Origin of the sequence: Sporosarcina sp. BP05, assembly GCF_014282005.1 — a bacterium.
Taxonomy (GTDB): domain Bacteria; phylum Bacillota; class Bacilli; order Bacillales_A; family Planococcaceae; genus Sporosarcina.
Genome location: NZ_JACFTD010000001.1, coordinates 98,369 through 116,292 on the forward strand (window position 1 = coordinate 98,369; position 17,924 = coordinate 116,292).

11 protein-coding genes and 1 pseudogene are annotated in these 17,924 nt (G+C 43.1%); 5 read left to right on the plus strand and 7 right to left on the minus strand.

The features are described 5' to 3' along the window. The first annotated feature begins 40 nt into the window (after positions 1 to 40). On the plus strand, positions 41 to 610 hold the full coding sequence (locus H2672_RS00335) for a helix-turn-helix domain-containing protein (protein WP_186667827.1): 570 nt from the start codon (positions 41 to 43) through the stop codon (positions 608 to 610). Beyond that, positions 571 to 1,437, plus strand: a pseudogene (locus H2672_RS00340) (IS3 family transposase); the annotation flags it as partial. The gene H2672_RS00335 and the pseudogene H2672_RS00340, both read left to right, overlap by 40 nt. Positions 1,438 to 1,636: 199 nt before the next feature. On the opposite strand, the gene H2672_RS00345 reads toward H2672_RS00340, so the two are convergent. The 3 genes from H2672_RS00345 to H2672_RS00355 all read right to left on the minus strand — a co-directional run bounded on the left by H2672_RS00345 (position 1,637) and on the right by H2672_RS00355 (position 6,822). Further along, on the minus strand, positions 1,637 to 4,504 hold the full coding sequence (locus H2672_RS00345; RefSeq protein WP_186667829.1) for an S-layer homology domain-containing protein: 2,868 nt from the start codon (positions 4,502 to 4,504) through the stop codon (positions 1,637 to 1,639). A 284-nt stretch (positions 4,505 to 4,788) separates the two neighbouring features. Next, positions 4,789 to 6,078, minus strand: a complete 1,290-nt coding sequence (locus H2672_RS00350; protein WP_186667839.1) for a nucleotide sugar dehydrogenase — start codon at positions 6,076 to 6,078, stop codon at positions 4,789 to 4,791. 24 nt (positions 6,079 to 6,102) lie between these two features. Beyond that, positions 6,103 to 6,822 (minus strand): WecB/TagA/CpsF family glycosyltransferase, encoded by a 720-nt coding sequence (locus H2672_RS00355; protein WP_186667841.1) that lies wholly within the window; start codon positions 6,820 to 6,822, stop codon positions 6,103 to 6,105. A 193-nt stretch (positions 6,823 to 7,015) separates the two neighbouring features. Here H2672_RS00355 and csaB point away from each other — a divergent pair, with 193 nt between their 5' ends. The 3 genes from csaB to murJ are packed head-to-tail and all read left to right on the plus strand — an operon-like array spanning position 7,016 to position 10,874. Beyond that, positions 7,016 to 8,137, plus strand: coding sequence for a polysaccharide pyruvyl transferase CsaB (csaB, locus tag H2672_RS00360; RefSeq protein WP_186667843.1), 1,122 nt, complete (start codon positions 7,016 to 7,018; stop codon positions 8,135 to 8,137). A gap of 3 nt (positions 8,138 to 8,140) precedes the next feature. After that, a complete protein-coding gene (locus H2672_RS00365; protein ID WP_186667845.1) occupies positions 8,141 to 9,316 on the plus strand; it encodes a glycosyltransferase family 4 protein in 1,176 nt (391 codons plus the stop codon). A 49-nt stretch (positions 9,317 to 9,365) separates the two neighbouring features. Then, positions 9,366 to 10,874, plus strand: coding sequence for a murein biosynthesis integral membrane protein MurJ (gene murJ / locus H2672_RS00370; RefSeq protein ID WP_186667846.1), 1,509 nt, complete (start codon positions 9,366 to 9,368; stop codon positions 10,872 to 10,874). Between the two features lie 126 nt (positions 10,875 to 11,000). Here murJ and H2672_RS00375 read toward each other — a convergent pair whose 3' ends face one another. From H2672_RS00375 to H2672_RS00390, 4 genes are all read right to left on the minus strand, one after another. Beyond that, on the minus strand, positions 11,001 to 13,013 hold the full coding sequence (locus tag H2672_RS00375; RefSeq protein ID WP_186667847.1) for a glucosaminidase domain-containing protein: 2,013 nt from the start codon (positions 13,011 to 13,013) through the stop codon (positions 11,001 to 11,003). Between the two features lie 101 nt (positions 13,014 to 13,114). Beyond that, positions 13,115 to 14,158: a C40 family peptidase gene (locus H2672_RS00380; RefSeq protein ID WP_186667848.1), complete on the minus strand. Its 1,044-nt coding sequence runs from the start codon at positions 14,156 to 14,158 to the stop codon at positions 13,115 to 13,117. A gap of 71 nt (positions 14,159 to 14,229) precedes the next feature. Next, positions 14,230 to 16,125: a S8 family peptidase gene (locus H2672_RS00385; RefSeq protein WP_186667849.1), complete on the minus strand. Its 1,896-nt coding sequence runs from the start codon at positions 16,123 to 16,125 to the stop codon at positions 14,230 to 14,232. Positions 16,126 to 16,235: 110 nt separating this feature from the next. Then, a complete protein-coding gene (locus H2672_RS00390; RefSeq protein WP_186667850.1) occupies positions 16,236 to 17,726 on the minus strand; it encodes an N-acetylmuramoyl-L-alanine amidase in 1,491 nt (496 codons plus the stop codon). Positions 17,727 to 17,924: the final 198 nt, after the last annotated feature.

The window sequence follows — 17,924 nt, forward strand, 5'->3', positions numbered from 1 at the left end:
AAAAGTTAGAGTCAAAATCTAACTTTTGGGGTGTTTTATTATGGCTAAAGATAGTGAATCTTTCAAACTGATGGTCGTGGGCGAGTATCTTAATGGCCAGCTAGGGTGTAAACTTCTAGCACGCAAATACGATATAAAATCACATAAACAGATTTTAAATTGGGTAGATGTATATAAGGAACACGGCGTATCTGGACTTTCCAGAAAGAAAAATAAAGAAGTTTATTCTGTTCAATTCAAGCTGGATGTACTAAGCTTTATGAAAAGGACAGGCGCTTCTTTGACTGAAACAGCTCTTCACTTCGGGTTAACGAACCCTCCGATGATCTCCTCATGGAATAATAAGTTCCTTGAAGGCGGTGCTAAAGCCCTGGACAACCCGATAGGACGACCAGCCATGTCGGACAAATCGAAGAACGTCAAGAAGGGTAAACAGCCCGCACAACAGAATGAGATGACACGTGAACAGAAACTAGAACAGGAAAATGAACTCTTACGGTTGGAAGTAGCGTATTTAAAAAAGTTAAGAGCTTTTCAGATGGATCCGGAAGGCTATCTCGAAAAGCACAAGCAGCGTTATCATTTGAACTCAAAGAAAACTTCCAATTAAAGAACGTCCTTCAGATTGTAGGCATCCCTGAATCTTCTTATCACTATCACCTGCAACGAATAAAGGCAGGAAATCCTAATCAGGAGCTAGAAGAAAGAATTCAATCGATTTTTGAAGAAAATGATGAAAACTATGGTTACCGTCGAATTCAGCTGGAGTTGAAAAACAAAGGGATTAAAGTGAACCACAAGAAAGTTCAGCGTATCATGGGGAAGCTCGGACTCAAAGTAGAGAAATTCACTCGAAAATCCCGTCGCTATAGTTCTTATCAAGGCAATGTGGGGACTGTTGCGAAGAACCTTATTCATCGCCGTTTTTATACAAATACGGCTTATCAAAAGCTGACAACAGACATTACAGAATTCAAGTGTTCAGATGGCTTGAAACTTTATCTTAGTCCTATTATGGACATGTATAACGGAGAGATCCTTTCTTATGGCATTCATATGCATCCAACACTGGACTTTGTGATGAAACCGTTAGAAGTCGCTCTTCAAATCGTAAAAGATTCAAAATATCGGACCACTATACACTCTGATCAAGGCTGGCATTATCAGCACAGTAAATGGGTGAAAACACTTAAAGGTCACCATGTATTCCAAAGCATGTCCCGTAAAGGAAACTGTCTTGATAATTCACCAATGGAGAATTTCTTTGGTCTTTTGAAGCAGGAGATGTATTATGGGGTTGCACGTCGAACATACAACGAGTTCAAAAAAGATATTGAATCTTACATCCATTATTATAATAACAAACGGATCAAACAGAAATTGGCTGGCATGAGTCCGGTACAATACCGACTTCACACCAGCCAACTAGCTGCTTAATAAATAACTCTAACTCTAAGGGGTCACTTCAACCGGATAACCGATTGGAGGAAGTTGTGTTGCTTGCGCGAATAAACATAAATAATAAACTTTCATGTTAGTTTCATGCATAGGCACCCGTGATTTGGAAAAAATCCCCTTAAGTCTAAATAGACTTAAGGGGATTTCTGCAATTCTATCATTTCACTTTAAAGTAATATTAAAGTGCAACGTTAACGCGAACTGTTTTAGTAGCTCCACCTGTGTAAGTGAAAGTAACATCGAATGCATTACCGTCTTTAAGACCAGTAACTTTAGCATCGTCAGTTCCGTTTCCAGTAATAGTTGGAGTACCAGTTACAGGTACAATTGTCATTTTTGGTGCATTTAGTGCAGAACCGTCTGCGAATTTGCCTGAAGCAGCTTTTGCACCATATTGGTCTTTAACTTCTAGTGCGTAACCAGCTTCTGCAAGAACTGCAGATGAGAAAGTATCTTTCGCAATTGAAAGAGTAGTTACAGTAGCAGTACCATTTTTAACATTAACAGTTGTAGCCGTTGGTGCAACTTTAGAGAAGATAACCTCTTGTTTAAATTGTTGTCCAGTAGCGTTAATAGTTACGTTAAGAGTTACAGCAGCATCATTTTTATCTTTAGCATAGTCAATCGTAAATGATTCAGAAGCTTTGATTACTCCGTCAGCAAGTGCAGTTTGAACACCAGCGTTGCTTGCAGTAACTGTGAAGTCTTTGCCTGCATCAAGCTCAACTTTGCTTCCATCAGCTAGCACGCCGTAAACAACTAGTTCTGCATCGTAAGCGTCTGCAACAGTATTGCCTGCTTTTGCTTTCACATCGTAAACTGTTCCAACTTCTTCAGCTTTGTATGATGCATACTCTTTACCGTCAGTAACACGGAATGTAACATCTACAGCACTACTGTTAAGTACTTTACCATCAACAGAAATAGCTAATTGAACTTTTGCAGTTCCTTTCGCATTTGCAGCTGCAGTCACTGTAGCTGTAGTAGTAGCATTGATAGTGTCAGTAACTGTTAATACGTTGTTATTGTCATCAACTTCAGTAACTACAACTTTTGTAGTACCTGTTAACTTAGAGTCAGTCATTACGCGACCATATTGGTCTTCTACAACTAGGTTAGAAGCTTTAACATTTACAACTTGCCCTTGTTTAAGTGTTGTGCCGAAATCTTTATCCACTCCACGGATTACAGACGCTTTTGCCGCTTCTTTAACAGTAAGTGTTAGAGTTGCAACTTTATACGTTGATGATTGAGCAATAACAGAAACAATTCCAGCATTACTTAGAGCTGCTTTAGGAACTTTCACCATAACTGCTCCGTCTTTCAATACGAATTCAGCTTTAGTACCATTAGCAGTTACTAAAATACCTTTTGCAGCATTGTTCAATAATTTAACATCAGTAATCGCATTACCTTTTTTATCTAGTGCATTAGCAGGTATGAAAGCATCTTCTCCCGCTACTACTAGATCTGGTTGTGCAAGCGTTACTACATCAGCGCGTGTAGCTTCAGCAACTTTCACAGTGTAAGATTGGTTTTTACCAGTTGTAGTAGAAATCATAGTTACTGTTGTTTCACCAGCTCTAAGTCCAAGTGGATCTCCATTAGAGTTTTTAGGTTCTACCAGTTTAATAGCAGTTCTTGTTTTCCCATCAACTGTAACCGTTGCGAAAGTTGTTTTATTAGCTACAGTTCCTGTAGCAATAACTGTAGGGTTTGTTTCAGAAAGGATAAAACCATCTTTTAGTTTAGTAAGATCCGTTACAGCATTGCCGTATTGGTCTTTTGCGTCTACTAATAGATAGAATTCATCTGTCGCAAGTTTTGTATCTTCGTTTAGTTCTTTTTTGTCTTTATTGTATACGCCATCAATAGTCACATCAGAAACCATAGCTGCCGCTGACAATTCCACTACTGCAGTAGTGTTTTTTGCACTTTCAACGTCGATAAGTGTTACAGCTACTTTAGCCCCGATTTTTTCACCACTTAAAGTGATAGTCACAATTCCGTTTGCAGCAGAAATGCTTGGAGAATTCGTAGTCAAGTTTCTAGTTTTAGAAACATCTTCACCGTATTGGTTTGAAACTTTATATGCAACAGTAGCCTTAGTTGGATCAACTGACTTGTCTACTGCAGCAGTTGTTGAAAGGATTTCAATTTTTTCAACTCTTTCGTTAGCTGCTTTGTAAGTTGCTGTAAGTGTTTTTTCACCTACGCCTGTAGCGTTTACAGTGTATTCGCCTTCGCTAAGTTTAGCAGAAAGTTCAAGCGTTGCAGACTTTCTATCATCAGAGAATGTAACTTTTGATACGTTAGTAGTAATTCCTGCTTTTTTAACTTCAAATTTAGCAGTTGTTGGGTCAACCATTTTATCAAATTGAACTTTCAACGTTTTGCTACTAGTTGCAGTTAAAGAAATCGCACCGGCAATTTCTTGTGTCGGTACTTCAGCACGGAAAACAAATAAAGCGAATTCTCCACGTGAAAGGTTAGCAGTTGGTGCGAAAGTAGTTTCTGTTTTACCTAGTGTGATTCCGTTTTCTTTAAGTGCAGAAACGTAACCAATCCAGTTAGAGTTAACATCTTTGAAACTAGCATTTTCTTTTGCAGTTAGCTTATAAGCGTTAGCAAGCATTTTCGCCATTTCTTGACGAGTGATGTATGCTGCAGGGTCGAATGATGTAGAAGTTTTACCGCTAGCGATACCTTCTGCAACGATTGCATTAACTGCTCCAGCTACACGCGCGTTAACGTCTTGGAAACCAGCGTCTTTTGCATTTGCTGTATCAAGTTTAAGAGCGTTTGCGATCATTACAGCAGCGTCACCGCGTGAAATGTTCTGTGTAGTACCGAAAGTTGTGTCAGTAGTACCGCCTGCGATTTTGTTAGCTACTAGGTAGTCAACAGCCTCTTTGTAATTTTTGCTTACGTCCGTGAACGATTTCGTTTCTGCAGCTGATGCTGCTGGAATTAGTGCTGTTGCTACTAGAGTTGCTGTTGCAGCTGAAGCTACAAACTTTTTGTAAGAATTTGGTTGATGTGCCATGTGTAGAATTCCTCCCTATTTGTAAGAACAATTATAATAACTCTATGAACATCATAGACTCAGTTTAGATTGTATCAAGAATATGCGAAATAAGCTACCTTTAATTTGGATTATATCTGTTTCTATAATAAGAATAGTAGATGGTAACTATTAAAAGTAGTTATTTCAGCATACGTTTCCATATAAACTCGCTGTCTATTAAATTAATCTTTTTCAATTTCAACTTGTTAATAGTAAAACTTACCAGGTTTGCTGATTATTCGTTAACCGGCATTCATTTCTTTCTACACCAAGGGTTTGCTATTTTTTGAATCTCCTAATACGTACACTTGGAACCCTGCCTTTTCCCACTTATTGCGGTCAATGCAGTTTTTTGTATCTATAATTATTTTATGAGCCATGGATACCGCTACCTTTTCTGGTTCCAGTGCTTTAAATTCGTCATGACTTGTTAAGATGACAATTGCTGAAGCACCATCAAATGCTTTTTCTGCATCCTGCGTTTGCTCATTGATGTTGTTTGTTTTTATGTGCGGATCGTATGCGACGACATTTAAGTTTTTTAGTTCCATTTGTTTAACAACATCTACAGATGGACTTTCCCTCATATCATCAATATTCCCTTTGAATGCGAGGCCAAGTGCCGCCACTTTGGGTTGTTCTACACCTTGCGCTTTTAGAATGTCTGCTGTTAGTTGAGCAGTATATTCTGGCATGCCGTCATTTGTCCGACGCGCTAAGTGAATAATTTGCGCAAGTTCCGGGTTTAGTTCGACGAGGAACCAAGGATCAACTGCAATACAATGGCCTCCAACTCCTGGGCCTGGCTGGTGAAGCTCAACACGCGGGTGATAATTGGCTAGTCTAATAGCCTCCCAAATGTTGACGTCGATTGTTTGGGCGATTTTGGCGAGTTCATTGGCAAGTGCTATGTTAACATCGCGGTAGGTGTTTTCCATTACTTTGACGAGTTCGGCTGTTATGTCGTCTGTTTCATGCATCTGCCCTTTGACGAATGAGCGATATAACTCCGATGTCATGCGCGCAGATGCTGGATTTACACCACCGATGATTCGATCGTTGGAAACTAGTTCCTCAAATGCTCGTCCTGGAATAACTCGTTCTGGCGAGTGGGAAACAAAGATGTCTGTCCCGATTTCAAGACCAGATTGTAAAAGTTCCGGAATGATGACGTCTTGTACAGTACGTGGTGGTACCGTCGATTCAAGAATGACAAGGTTTCCTTCTTCAACAAACGGCGTGATTGCTTTTGCCGCGCTACGGATGTATTCGAGATTTGCAGTCTTATCTGCTTTAATTGGTGAAGGTACTGCAATAATGAAGACGTCCGCTTTCACTGGAGTTGTCGACACTGTGAATGCGTTCGAATCAATTGCTTTGTCGAGCCGTTCTTGCAGACCGTTCTCTTCTATGTGAAGCTTTTTATTACGGATGTGTTCAACGACGCTTTCATTGACGTCGACGCCATGCACTACATGCCCGTGGTTTGAAAACATGACTGCTGTTGGGAGACCTATATAACCTAGTCCAATGATGCAAATTGACTTTTTCATTTGTATGCTCCTTTGAGAATTTACTTAGTTTCTTCTATTAAAGAGTAGTTTCAGTAGAAATCGTGGTAAGTTTAGTTGCCGTTTAAACCGTTTTGGATTGCTAATAAGCCTGTATAGCCACTCGGTTCCGGTTTTTCGGAAGAAAGCCGGAGCGCGCTTAACCGTTCCAGAAAACACATCAAAACTACCGCCGACGCCTTGAAATACTAAGACGTTTGTGAGTTTATTAATGTTGCGCCTGATCCATAGCTCTTGTTTCGGACTACCAAGTGCAACGAAAATTATTTTGGCGCCACTGTCGTTTACGCGTTCGATGAGTACATTTTCGTCTTGTTCGTAGCCATCTGTCGTTCCCGCAATGACGATTCCTGGATTGTCTCGTTTAATGTTTTCTGCTGCCCGTTCGATGACTTCCTTTTTCGCGCCATACAAATAGATTGGATGGTGGTCTTCTGCTGCAAACTTCAGTAGACGAGCCATCATGTCGACGCCTGTTACGCGAGATTTGATGGTGCCCTTTTTTAGTTTCGATGCAAGTAGTATACCTACTCCGTCTGCGATTTGAAACGTCGAGTTATTAATTAGCTCTTTCACTTCGGGATTTTTTTGGGCAGCCATCACTTTTTCCGGATTGACTGCGATAATTGTAGACTTATCCCCGCGAGTCATTCTCGCTTTTATTTCTGTCACAATTCCTTCATATGTAAGTGGCGATACGTGTACGCCAAGGTAAGTATCCTTCATAGTTGTACCCTCGATTCATTCGCTTTCAATTGTATTAGTATAACAGAAACCCAAACTGGTTGCATAGCTATCCGAAAGAGTGATAAAATCTGGAGGGAAGGATGCTTTCACCGTTGCGTGGAAGCATTGTTTTTGTTACATCTAGCTTCGGCGCCTTAGCGCTGACGCTTTTGTTATGAGGAGGAACGAGAGATTGAAAATTGTACTTTCCGGCTTTTACGGTCTTGGTAATACGGGTGACGAAGCAATATTGAAAGCGATTGTTGATAATTTACGCGCGGAACTAGATAACCCTGACATCACGGTGTTTTCATTGTCTCCTGAACAGACAGCCAAGGAACACGGTGTGAAATCTGTTTATCGCGGATGGCGCAAAGAGAATAAAGAAAAAGTGAAAGCATTACGCGCGGCAGATCTGCTAATTTCCGGCGGGGGCGGGCTGCTACAGGATACGTATCCAACGAAATTTTTGTTTGGTCCCCTTCCCTATTACTTACTCATCGTGTTTTTGGCGAAATTATGTGGAACGAAAGTGATGTTCTTCTCACAAGGCATCGGACCTGTGACGAGCAAGTGGGGCAAGTTTTTAATGCGGTTATTTGCCAATATGGCCGATTTGGTCACGGTACGCGATCAGTATTCGAAGGATTATTTGATTTCATTAGGTGTGAAACGTCCCGAAACGGTCGTGACAGCAGATATCGTATTCGCTTTTAAACCAAATGAAGATAATGTTGCATATGCGTCGCTTAGCTTGAACGGCGATGAGCGACTCGTCGCCGTTGCACCCCGCCCCTGGTTCGAACATGAGGATGAGTATATTGAAAAACTTGCGTGGGTATTGGACGAGTTGATTGAGCAACGTGGGGTTATTCCTGTATTTGTTCCAATGGAGCCACCTTATGATACGAATGTTTCTAAAAAGGTTTTAGCGAAGATGAAATTTGCCAACAAAACTCGATTACTTGGCGAAATCTTTACGCCGAATGAGTTTTATAATTTCATCGCGAAGACGGATTTGACGATAGCATTGCGGTTACATGCGCTGATTTTTGCGGCGTTATCGAACGTGCCCCACGTCGGGTTAAGTTATGACCGGAAAGTGGAAAGCTTTTTGAAGCGTTCAGGCATGTGGGATAAATCGTTTCCACTTGGTGAGTTCACTAAAGAGGAACTGCTTGAGAGTTCGTTATATGCGCTTGATCACTCGGATGAACTAAAAACAATGATTAAACCTAATGTTGAAGTGTTGCGTTCTGAAGCATTGCGCAATGTTGATTTGTTACGGGATAAGTTTTTGAATGGAGGACGATGAGTAGTGAAGATTTTATTGGCGACTGCATATGATTATCCTCATTTAGGAGGATTGTCGGTTCACTTGACGACATTGAAGTCAGGTCTTGAATCACGCGGTCATGAAGTACGGATTGTGTCGTTTACGGATGTGCCTAAGTGGAAAAAAGAAGGTGTCGTAAGGGGCCCCGCTTTTTTATTGAATAAAGTGAAGCAAGGATCTGGGTACGTCTGGTCGTTAAAACGACGGAAAGAAGGACTTGAGGCAATCATTAAGGCGGAAGTTGCGGACGGTTCGTACGACTTGGTTAATGCACAGGATGTCTTTACGACATTTGCAGCTATTTCTACTGATGTACCTGTTGTCAGTACAGTTCACGGTTACTTGACGTTTGAAGGTATATCCAAGGGGTCCGTTATTGAAGGGTCCCCTGAAGCGAAGAAATTGATGGAAGATGAGCGCGCATCGTATAAAGCGACGCGCGAAGTAATCACTGTCGATACGCGGATTAAAGATTATATCGAGAAGGAAACAGGCGTTGTCGGCAATATGATCAAGAACTTCATTGATGTCGAGTCGTTTAAGCCTGAAATTGAACGACGGGATGAATTCCGTGAAAAGTACGGGTTAGAGAAAGATGATTTGATTTTCTTTGTACCACGCAGGTTAACGAAGAAAAATGGTGTGATTTATCCAATTTTATCATTGCCGGCCGTTTTGGAGAAATTCCCGAAAGCACGGGTTGTGTTTGCGGGTACTGGCGAGGCGATGGAGACGATGAAAGCGAAAGCTGCAGAACTGGGCGTAACTGATCGCGTGACAATGGTTGGTGCAGTTGACCATACGGATATGGTTGAGTATTATGCGGCGAGTAATGTTGCGCTTGTTCCATCGATTTACTCTGCGGGTGTTGAGGAAGCGACTTCGATATCCGCGCTTGAGGCGATGGGCTCCGGCGTTCCGTTGATCGCTTGTGCGGTTGGCGGTTTGAAAGAAATTATAGAAGATGGCGTAGACGGATTGCTTGTCGAAGAGCAGAACGTGGAAGCATTAAGCGACGCAATGATTCGGTTGCTTGGCGATCCGGAAGAAGGCCAACGTTTAGCAGATGCGGCTCGTGCGAAAATTATTGCGGAGTATTCACATTTTGCTGCGGCTGAGAAATATGAAGCAATTTACCTAAAAGCGTTGAATAAATGATTGTGAAGCTCCCTGCCCCGGCTGGGAGCTTTCTTCTATGGAGGGTATTATGAGCCGATTGAAAAAGACAGCGTTATGGGCAACAGCGCTTGCGCTCGTTTTAAAAGTATCTGGGTTTATCCGCGAATCAATTGTTGCAAAGGAATTTGGTGCTTCCTCTGAAACCGATGCGTATTTTCTTGCATTCGGCTTCATCACCCTAGTTGTTGCAATGATTTCGACCGGTTTCAATAATGTATTTTTACCGATGTATGTGAAAAGTCGAGCTGCAGGTAAGCGTGGAGATCAAAATGCCAATGCGCTTTTAAATTGGACAATGCTCATTTTTGTCGGCGTCAGTTTGGTTGGTTGTTTCTTTGCAGACGCATTTGTACCGTTTATTTACGGAAATATGAGCGAAGCGACGTCCGTTCTCGCTGTTCAAATGACACAGATTTTCTTTGCGTTTATGACGATGATTGCTCTTAGTGGGTTACTAGATTCCTATTTGCAGTCACGGCGTATTTTCGTCCCTTCGCAAGTTTCGAAATTACTTGCGACGTTGATGGCCGCACTTTTCGCGTTATTTTTCAGTGACGTATGGGGCATTTTCTCTTTGGTTTATGGTTTTATCGTCGGGACGGTGATGGGAGTTGTGATTCAAATTGCAGCCCTTATCCGCTCTGACTATAAATGGCAACCTGTGTTTCGAATGGAGCGCGATTTTAGGGTAGCATTTTTGATTTTGATTGTTCCTTCATTACTCAACTCTGTCGTCGGGCAAGTGAATTTATTTGTCAACCGATTTTTCGCTTCCGGTACGGGAGATGCATCGGTTACGTATTTGAATAACTCTTCGCTCATTATTAGTATTCCCAATGCAATTTATGCGACGACTTTGGCCGCCATCATCTTTACGCTGATGAGTGAACAGACGGAGAACGTGGCGAAGTTCCGGGATACGGTATTTCGTGGGATGGAGATTTCGTTGGTGACGCTGCTTCCGATTGCAGTCGGATTGTTGGTCGTTGGGGATGCGGTTGTTGCGTTTATATACGAACGAGGCGCATTTACCGCCACGGATACAGCGAATACACATTTGGCGTTGTTGTTGTACTTGCCGATTATCGTGTTTCAAGGGATGCAACTTATTTTGTCGAAGTCGATGTACGCACGCGGCAAGACAGCGGTTGTGTTTAGGATCAGCGTGACGACGATTGCGGTGAATATATTGCTGAACTGGTTGTTGGTTGATAAGTATGGGTATCCTGCGTTAGCGATTTCAGCTTCTGTTGTGAGTGTGTATTACTTTGTTGTGTCGATGATTGTTGTGTACCGCGATTTAGGGGTTGCTGAGTTTAGGCGATTTGCGCGGATGAGTACAAGGGTTGTTGGGCCGGCTGTTGTGATGGGATTTGCGATATGGGGTTTAAAGATTTTGACTGGTGCTAGTGAGTGGGCTGCTACTGTGCAGCTCGGTGTGTTGGTACCTGTTGGGGTTGCGGTTTATGTGGTGATGGTTAGGTTGTTTTATAGGGAAGGGTTTACGCGGTTTGTTGGTTTGTTGCGACGGGGATGATTTGACACTTGCCCTTTTGTTGGACACTCCAAAAAAATCGGTTGAATAGCCCCTGTTCGTTGCTATTGATTGTGACTCACAACATATGAAAACCCCGCTCCAGCCAGGCTGAGCGGGGCTTTTCACTTATTTAGGTAGTTTACGCACGTAATCAGAATGGATCCATACAAATTCTCTTGATAAATCGTCGGACAGGACTTTGTACCAAACTTTGTTGTCGCTGCCTGTAGCTTGTTCTAGTATAACGAGCGGATAGCCGGTTTCGCCGCTACGGCCCAGGTCGCGCTCTTTGTACGTGAATAGCAATGTGCTGGCAGAAACGGCCGGTACCGTTCGGGCATTTAGCGGGATTGTTGTCGTTGTCATCGCCAGTTCATGTTTGCCGAAATCCCGTGCGCCCAGTGCTTTATCCATGCGCCACATATGGCCTGCTACTTTGGATCCCCATGTTGGATCGGATGCGTAATGAGCGTTGATGCCCGCGGTTTTATTGCCCGGGGCCGCGCCTTTCGCATATGCTCCGGAAGGTGGGCCATAGTTTTTGTTTGCGTATTCCATGACAAATGCTTCAATGCTTCTTGATGGTGTTGCGTATTTCTCGCCTGCTTCTGGTGTACTATCAAATACCTTGATACCAAATAGGTTGTTTTTCGTCATCGCGTTATTGCTAATGCCGTAGTCACTTTCGTGGATGGCCGTCGCTAAAATGAATAATCCATTTACGCGATGTTCTGTTTCCATCTGTTTGATGTATGCGCCTAAGCCAATCAGTTTCGATTTAGTTGAAGCACCTGCATATCTCGCAATTCCTGTTGCTTCTTGCTCAGCCAATTTTGTCACAATGAATGCATCCAATTCTTCGGCTGTATAACTTGTCTTTGTTCGAATGGATTGGAATTGAAAGTATGGATAATGGGTTCCTATTGCTTTTCCTGCTTCATCCAGGAAATGAACGCCATCAGTCGCGTAGTATTTTACTCCTGATGTCATGAAGGATGGTGCAGGCCCAATACTGAATGAACCGTATGTTTTCGATAAATAGTTGAATGTGAAATGAATCAACTCATTGCTAGTGTTAGCGATATAGTAGTCCCGAGAGTCCAGTATTGCAGTCGGCATGAAATCGATTTGGTTATGTTTTACGTAGCCTACTGTGTCTGCAACTTGAACTTTCATATAGTTCTCGGCATGTTCCAAGATACGCATTTCACGGCCTGCTTCGATGTATGTTGATTGTGTAGTGAAGGCAGGTGATGAATAAATAATTGTGTTTTGGCCGGTTGGTCCTTGTGCAAATGCCATTCCACTTTTCACCCGTAGTAATTCTTTCCCTTTGTAAATCCCTTGTGCTGTTGCACTCGCGTTGAATGCACTCACAGCTTCTACATAGGTGTTATAGGTTTTATCAAGCAGCACCAGTTTTTTATTGTCAATTGTCGCGAGTTGGAACTTGGTGGCATCCACGACTGGTGGTACTGGTGGGATTGGCGGTTTTTCTTCAGGGATTCCGCCTTTATTTTGCTCGACGAAATCTAGAAATCTTTTCAGGACGGCGGCTACTTGGTCACGCTTTGACAGTCCTTTAGGATCGAACGTAATCTCTGTACGGCTTGCGTTCACTTTTATGCCATTCATAATTCCTGCCGCGAATACAACTTTCGAACTTCCTGCGCCCTCAGCCATAGAGAACTTTGATTGATCAGAAAGAATGATTGTCGAACTTTCGACAGACAGTCCAAGATAAGTAAGTGCGCGGGCTGTCGTTACTGCCATTTCTTCGCGCGTCATCAGTTTTAACGGCATGAACTTGCCGTCCAATGTCCCTTTCATGATGCCCGTCTTTTGGATGGCGCCGATTTCGCCCGCTATTGCTGAAGAGGTATTGACATCCGTAAAGGCTGGTATTTCTTTCGGTAAATCCATTGTACGCGCTAGAAAGGCCGCAAAATCGCCCCTGCTCACGTCTGCTTTCGGGTATACCTTTCCATCGCTATGCCCTTTGACGATGCCAAGTTCCATCATCGCACGCATTTCTTTTTCTAACGTCAGGCCCGTTAGTTCATCCGCATGGGAAACCGCAGGCGAGATGTACACGAGTAACAACAGTACAGTCAATATAGCAACCAGTTTTCGTTTCATTACTTTTCCCCCTAAGTCTATCTGTCTATTAAGCTATTGAACAATAATTAACGACAAAAGACAAGCCGCTCGCTATAGAACTAGAAAGGAGCGGCTTGTAGTCATCGGCTATTTATGGCACTAAAGACGGCAGCTGAAAATTCAGCTCTTGATACCTCTTTTGTAATTTCATAAGCAGGTGTTTGGAAAACGGTTGTCTGGTCGAGCACTTTTAAAGCGTGTATCGATTCCGACGCCCAATAACTGGTAGGTACGTCTTGATAAAGAGAAGCGATTTGTACTTTTTGGCTTGCTTTGGCTTTCATATTAAAGGCCCGGTCAACAATGACGGCTAGCTGCACGCGCGTCAGCTGTTCATTGATACCGAAAGCGCCTGTCTCGTATCCCTGTAAAATACCTGCATTGCTCATTGCGGTGATGTCGGCCGCGAATTTATTGTCCTTGCCGACATCAGTGAAATGGACAGCCTCTTTTACGGGTAATTTTAAGACGCGGTTCAACATTGCGGCTACTTGTCCACGTGTAATAGACTCCTCTGGTTTAAAAGTGGCGTCTAAATAGCCATTAATGACGCCTTTGCTAGTTAAATCCAGAATTGCTTTGTAGGCAGGATGTGCTTCTTTTAAGTCCGTGAATTTGTTTACGGGAACGATTGGTTTTACCGTAGGGCTTGAAACAGGACCATTCGCTCCAGCCGTAACTCGCTTTGCGCCCGCATACTTTGGCCCCCAATAAGGGTTGGTAACCAAGTTTGAGATTGTGACGCCTTTCGATTCAGCAGAGATGAACATGTTGTCTCCCAGGTAAACGCCTGCATGGGAAATTCCTACCTTATATGTATTTTCGAAAAAAACAAGGTCCCCTGCTTGTAAATCTTTTTGTGCGATGGCCTGTCCTACTTTAAACTGGTCCTCTGACGTTCTTGGCAGATTAATTCCGAAATTGTTGTACACATGCTGAATATAGCCCGAGCAGTCGAATCCAGCAGGTGTTGTCCCTCCAAAAAGATAAGGAGCACCTAGAAACTGTTGTGCAAACGCGCCGATTTTATCGTTCGTTGCGGCAAATGCTTCTTTCGCCGAAACGAAGGGAAGTGCGGCAATTAGCGTTACAATCAAGATTGTTTGTATCATTCGTCTTTTCATCTAGTCACCCCGCTACAGTTCTATTCTGACTTTTCTACCATTCTATCACTCTTCGTGAAACTTTCTAGTACTTATTTGAAAAAATCGTTCTGAGCTCTTGCTAGGAATACAGTGAAATCCGCCCGGGTCATCAAGTCATAGGGTTTGAATGTATTATCCCCGTATCCGGTTGTGACGCCCGACGCTATGAGTGATTTGATAGCCTGGTAGGCGGCCATTGAATGGCTGACATCTTTAAATTCCGCATTATTTTTACCATTCAATTCGAATCCTTTGGAGATTAAAATCGCCATTTCAGCGCGCGTGACATAGCTACCCGGTCGGAATGTACCATCGGAAAAGCCGGAGATTATCTTGGCGTCAACCGCTGCTTTTATATACCCTGATGCAAAAGAGGATGCCGAAACATCTTGAAAACGTGTTGCTGAAGGGGCAGATGAAAAGTCGAGCGCCCGTCCAATTAGCACCGCCGCCTCTTCGCGCGTGATTGTGGCATGCGGTCGGAATGTCCCATCATTAAAGCCATTAATTTGGTTTTTGTTGCTCATGAAACCGATAGGGCCAGCAAAACGTTGGTTGTTAGTTACATCCGGAAAAGTTGGCGTTTTGAATGTGACATACTGTTGTTCCACTGTTTTTTTGCCACTGGCATCCTGCGTTGTAACGAGGAACACTTTTTTCCCGCCCACTCCGTAAAGGGTCCATTGCCCATTCACGAGGAGTACTTGTTTGCCACTAGTTTCAAGTTTAATAATTTCATTGCTTTTTGAAGTGAGGATGGCTTGTCCCACTTCGTTTTTCACGTCAATTGTTGCAGTGCCAGCCAGTTCAGCGACGTATTGAACAAGTCCATACCCGAATACCGGGTCTTTGCCCGGGGCACCTAAATCTTTCGCATTGTCGTTGATAAGTGTGCGTAATTCGGCATTTGACTTTGTCGGAAACCGTTCTTTGTACAGTGCCAAGATTCCTGTCACATGCGGCGTCGCCATGGATGTCCCCGAAAGATGCGTGTAGCCGTCTACTTTGAAATCTGCGAAATCCAATTTAATCGGGTAGGTGCTAAGAATTGATTCGCCTGGAGCCGTAATTTCCACTTCTTCACCGACAGCGCTTTCTTTTAGTTTCTTCAAATCAGCCCTAACAGCGGACACCGCAATGACTGAGCTGTATTTTGCGGGATACATCACGGATTTGTTTGTTAGTTCGCCATTGTTCCCTGCCGAGCCAACGAGTAATATGCCTTTACTGTATGCCGCATCAAGCGCGGTTTTTAGGGCAATATCGTCTGCTTCTGTCGTAATGCTTAAGTTTACAATGTCCATTTTGTTTTTAATGGCCCATTCGATTCCATCTATTAAACTATTTGTCGTTCCCACTCCAAATGCATTGAGCGCTTTAATACTATACAAGTCTACATTGGGTGCGATTCCGACGATTCCTGTATCATTTTTAAGTGCTGCAATGATGCCCGCGACATGCGTACCGTGTCCATTATCGTCATCATAAGGAATACCTGGTGCACATTCATAGCGCAAAGAACAGAAACCGCCTTTTATGTTCAGATCACGGTGTTCCGTATCGATGCCCGAATCGAGAACAGCCACTTTAACGCCAGCTCCTGAATAAGGCGTTGTTAGCTCCCCAGTTGCCCGGACCGCTTTCATAGACGGTCGTTCAGAATCTTTACTTTTATCGTATATACGATTTGAATGGATGCTGCTACCCGGGAAATTTGAACGTATAAGTGTTATTTCCGAGTCGGTTAAATCAGCACTAATGACCGAAAAAGAGGTGTATGCTTTTTTAATCGAAATCCCTTTTTTTTGCATAAACTGTACGAGTTCCGTTTGGTCTGCCTCCACAATTAAATATGCGTCAGTTAGTTCTTCATTTGCCAGAACAACATTTCGCGAGGTAAAGAGGATCATAATTGTTACTGCAATGTAAATTCCAAATTTCCGCATCCTATTCATCCCTTTCAACGGACTTTCCTTACTTCTACATAATACGATTTATAAAAGAAGCCCTGCCAGACATCAACTCTGACAGGGCCTTATGCTCCTTATACAATCTATTACTTAGCTGAAGGCCTTGCGTTAACTTTTGCATAGAAAGGCGCCATTTCTGTACGACCTTCATAGTGGTAATAGTAATCTAGCGTACCTAAGAAAATTCCACGCGCCATTTGCTCACGTCGTTCGGGTGATGCTAGATACGCGTTGTCTACCTTATTATCGATGAAGCCCATTTCAACAAGGGTTGCTGGCAATGCATTGCCCTTTATAACTTGAAAGTGCCCAGTCTTAACACTACGGTTTTTCAGATTCCACGCTTCAATCATTCGTTTGTGAATATATGTCGCTAATGCTTTCGACTCGGCCGCTTTGGTATTTGTTGCGGCTGAATAGTAATACGTCTCTGTTCCATTACCTGAGCCGTTAGAGGCATTGGCATGAACACTTATAAAGACGTCGCCTTTGTTTGCAGCTGCAAAGTTGACGCGGCTAGGAAGTGTAAGATATACATCGGTTTCACGCGTCAATTTAACAGGTAACGCCGTTTGTTGGAAGTATTTTTTCATTCGCAACGAAACGTCGAGGACAACATCTTTTTCTCTTATTCCAAAGCCGACTGCTCCTGGATCATGGGCGCCGTGTCCTGGATCGATGATAACCACCAGTTCACTAAGCGGTTTTTTTTCGGTATTCCCAGTATTTTCATTCCCATTCTCGCTTAAATCGATGGGATCTTTAATAGAGCTGACGGACGGTTGGCTTGATGATAGAAAGTCTGTGTGAAGGAAACCGAAATCTTTTCCTACTTTCGTGTAAATCCAGTCCCCTACTTTGTAGAAAACCTCCACCTGATAGCCAGCGAATAGTTTTTTTGTTTCTGTATATGCGGTAGCTGGACCTTGACGGAAATTTAAGGACCCGGTTTCCGCCACGTTTACGAACATAGAAGTGGAAGTAAGTGCTTCCCCGCCTACGCGGAATTCAGCGTTGATGGCACGTGCAAGGAACACGGCGAAATCTCCACGTTTCATAAGATTCCCTGTCCCAAAATTCCCTTTTTCGACGCCTTGGGCAATTCCTTTAGCCATTAATTCTTGGGCAGCCGCAGTTGTCGAATCAGCCTGATATCCGAATGCACGGCTGATAAGGACAGCCATTTCTCCGCGATTAAGTGTTTTATCAGGTGCGAAGGAGCCGTCACCGTAACCTTTAATAATTCCACGATTTACCGCCTCATTAATGTAACCTGAAGCGAAATATGTGGAAGGAACATCTGAAAAACGTGTCGCTGTTTGTGTCCCATTCAGCTGAATTGCCTTGCCGATCATGGCTGCAGCATGCGCACGTGTCATCGATGCGTCAGGTGAAAAGAGGGATGCATTGTCTGAAGTTGTAATGTCACTTTGAGCTAAATAAGTGATTTCCTGATAAGCCCGATGCTTTACAGGTATGTCTGAATGCACAGTGGCAGCTGAAGCGAAATCCGTTGGCAGTAAGGTCGCTGAGATGAGTAATAAAACCGATGTGAGTACTAGTCCTAATTTTTTCAATTTCCGAGCTCCTTTATGGCAAATAGTACCCAAAGTCTATCACACATTCTGCTATTTTAGTATGTTCATATTGAACTAATTTGAAAAATACGTTTTTTTGTCGATGGAGTAGCGGGGTTTATTGGAGACTTTGGGGGTTTGGTCGGAGATTTTGCTGCGTGGGTTGGACACTTTGTTGCGGTCGTTGGACACTTCAAG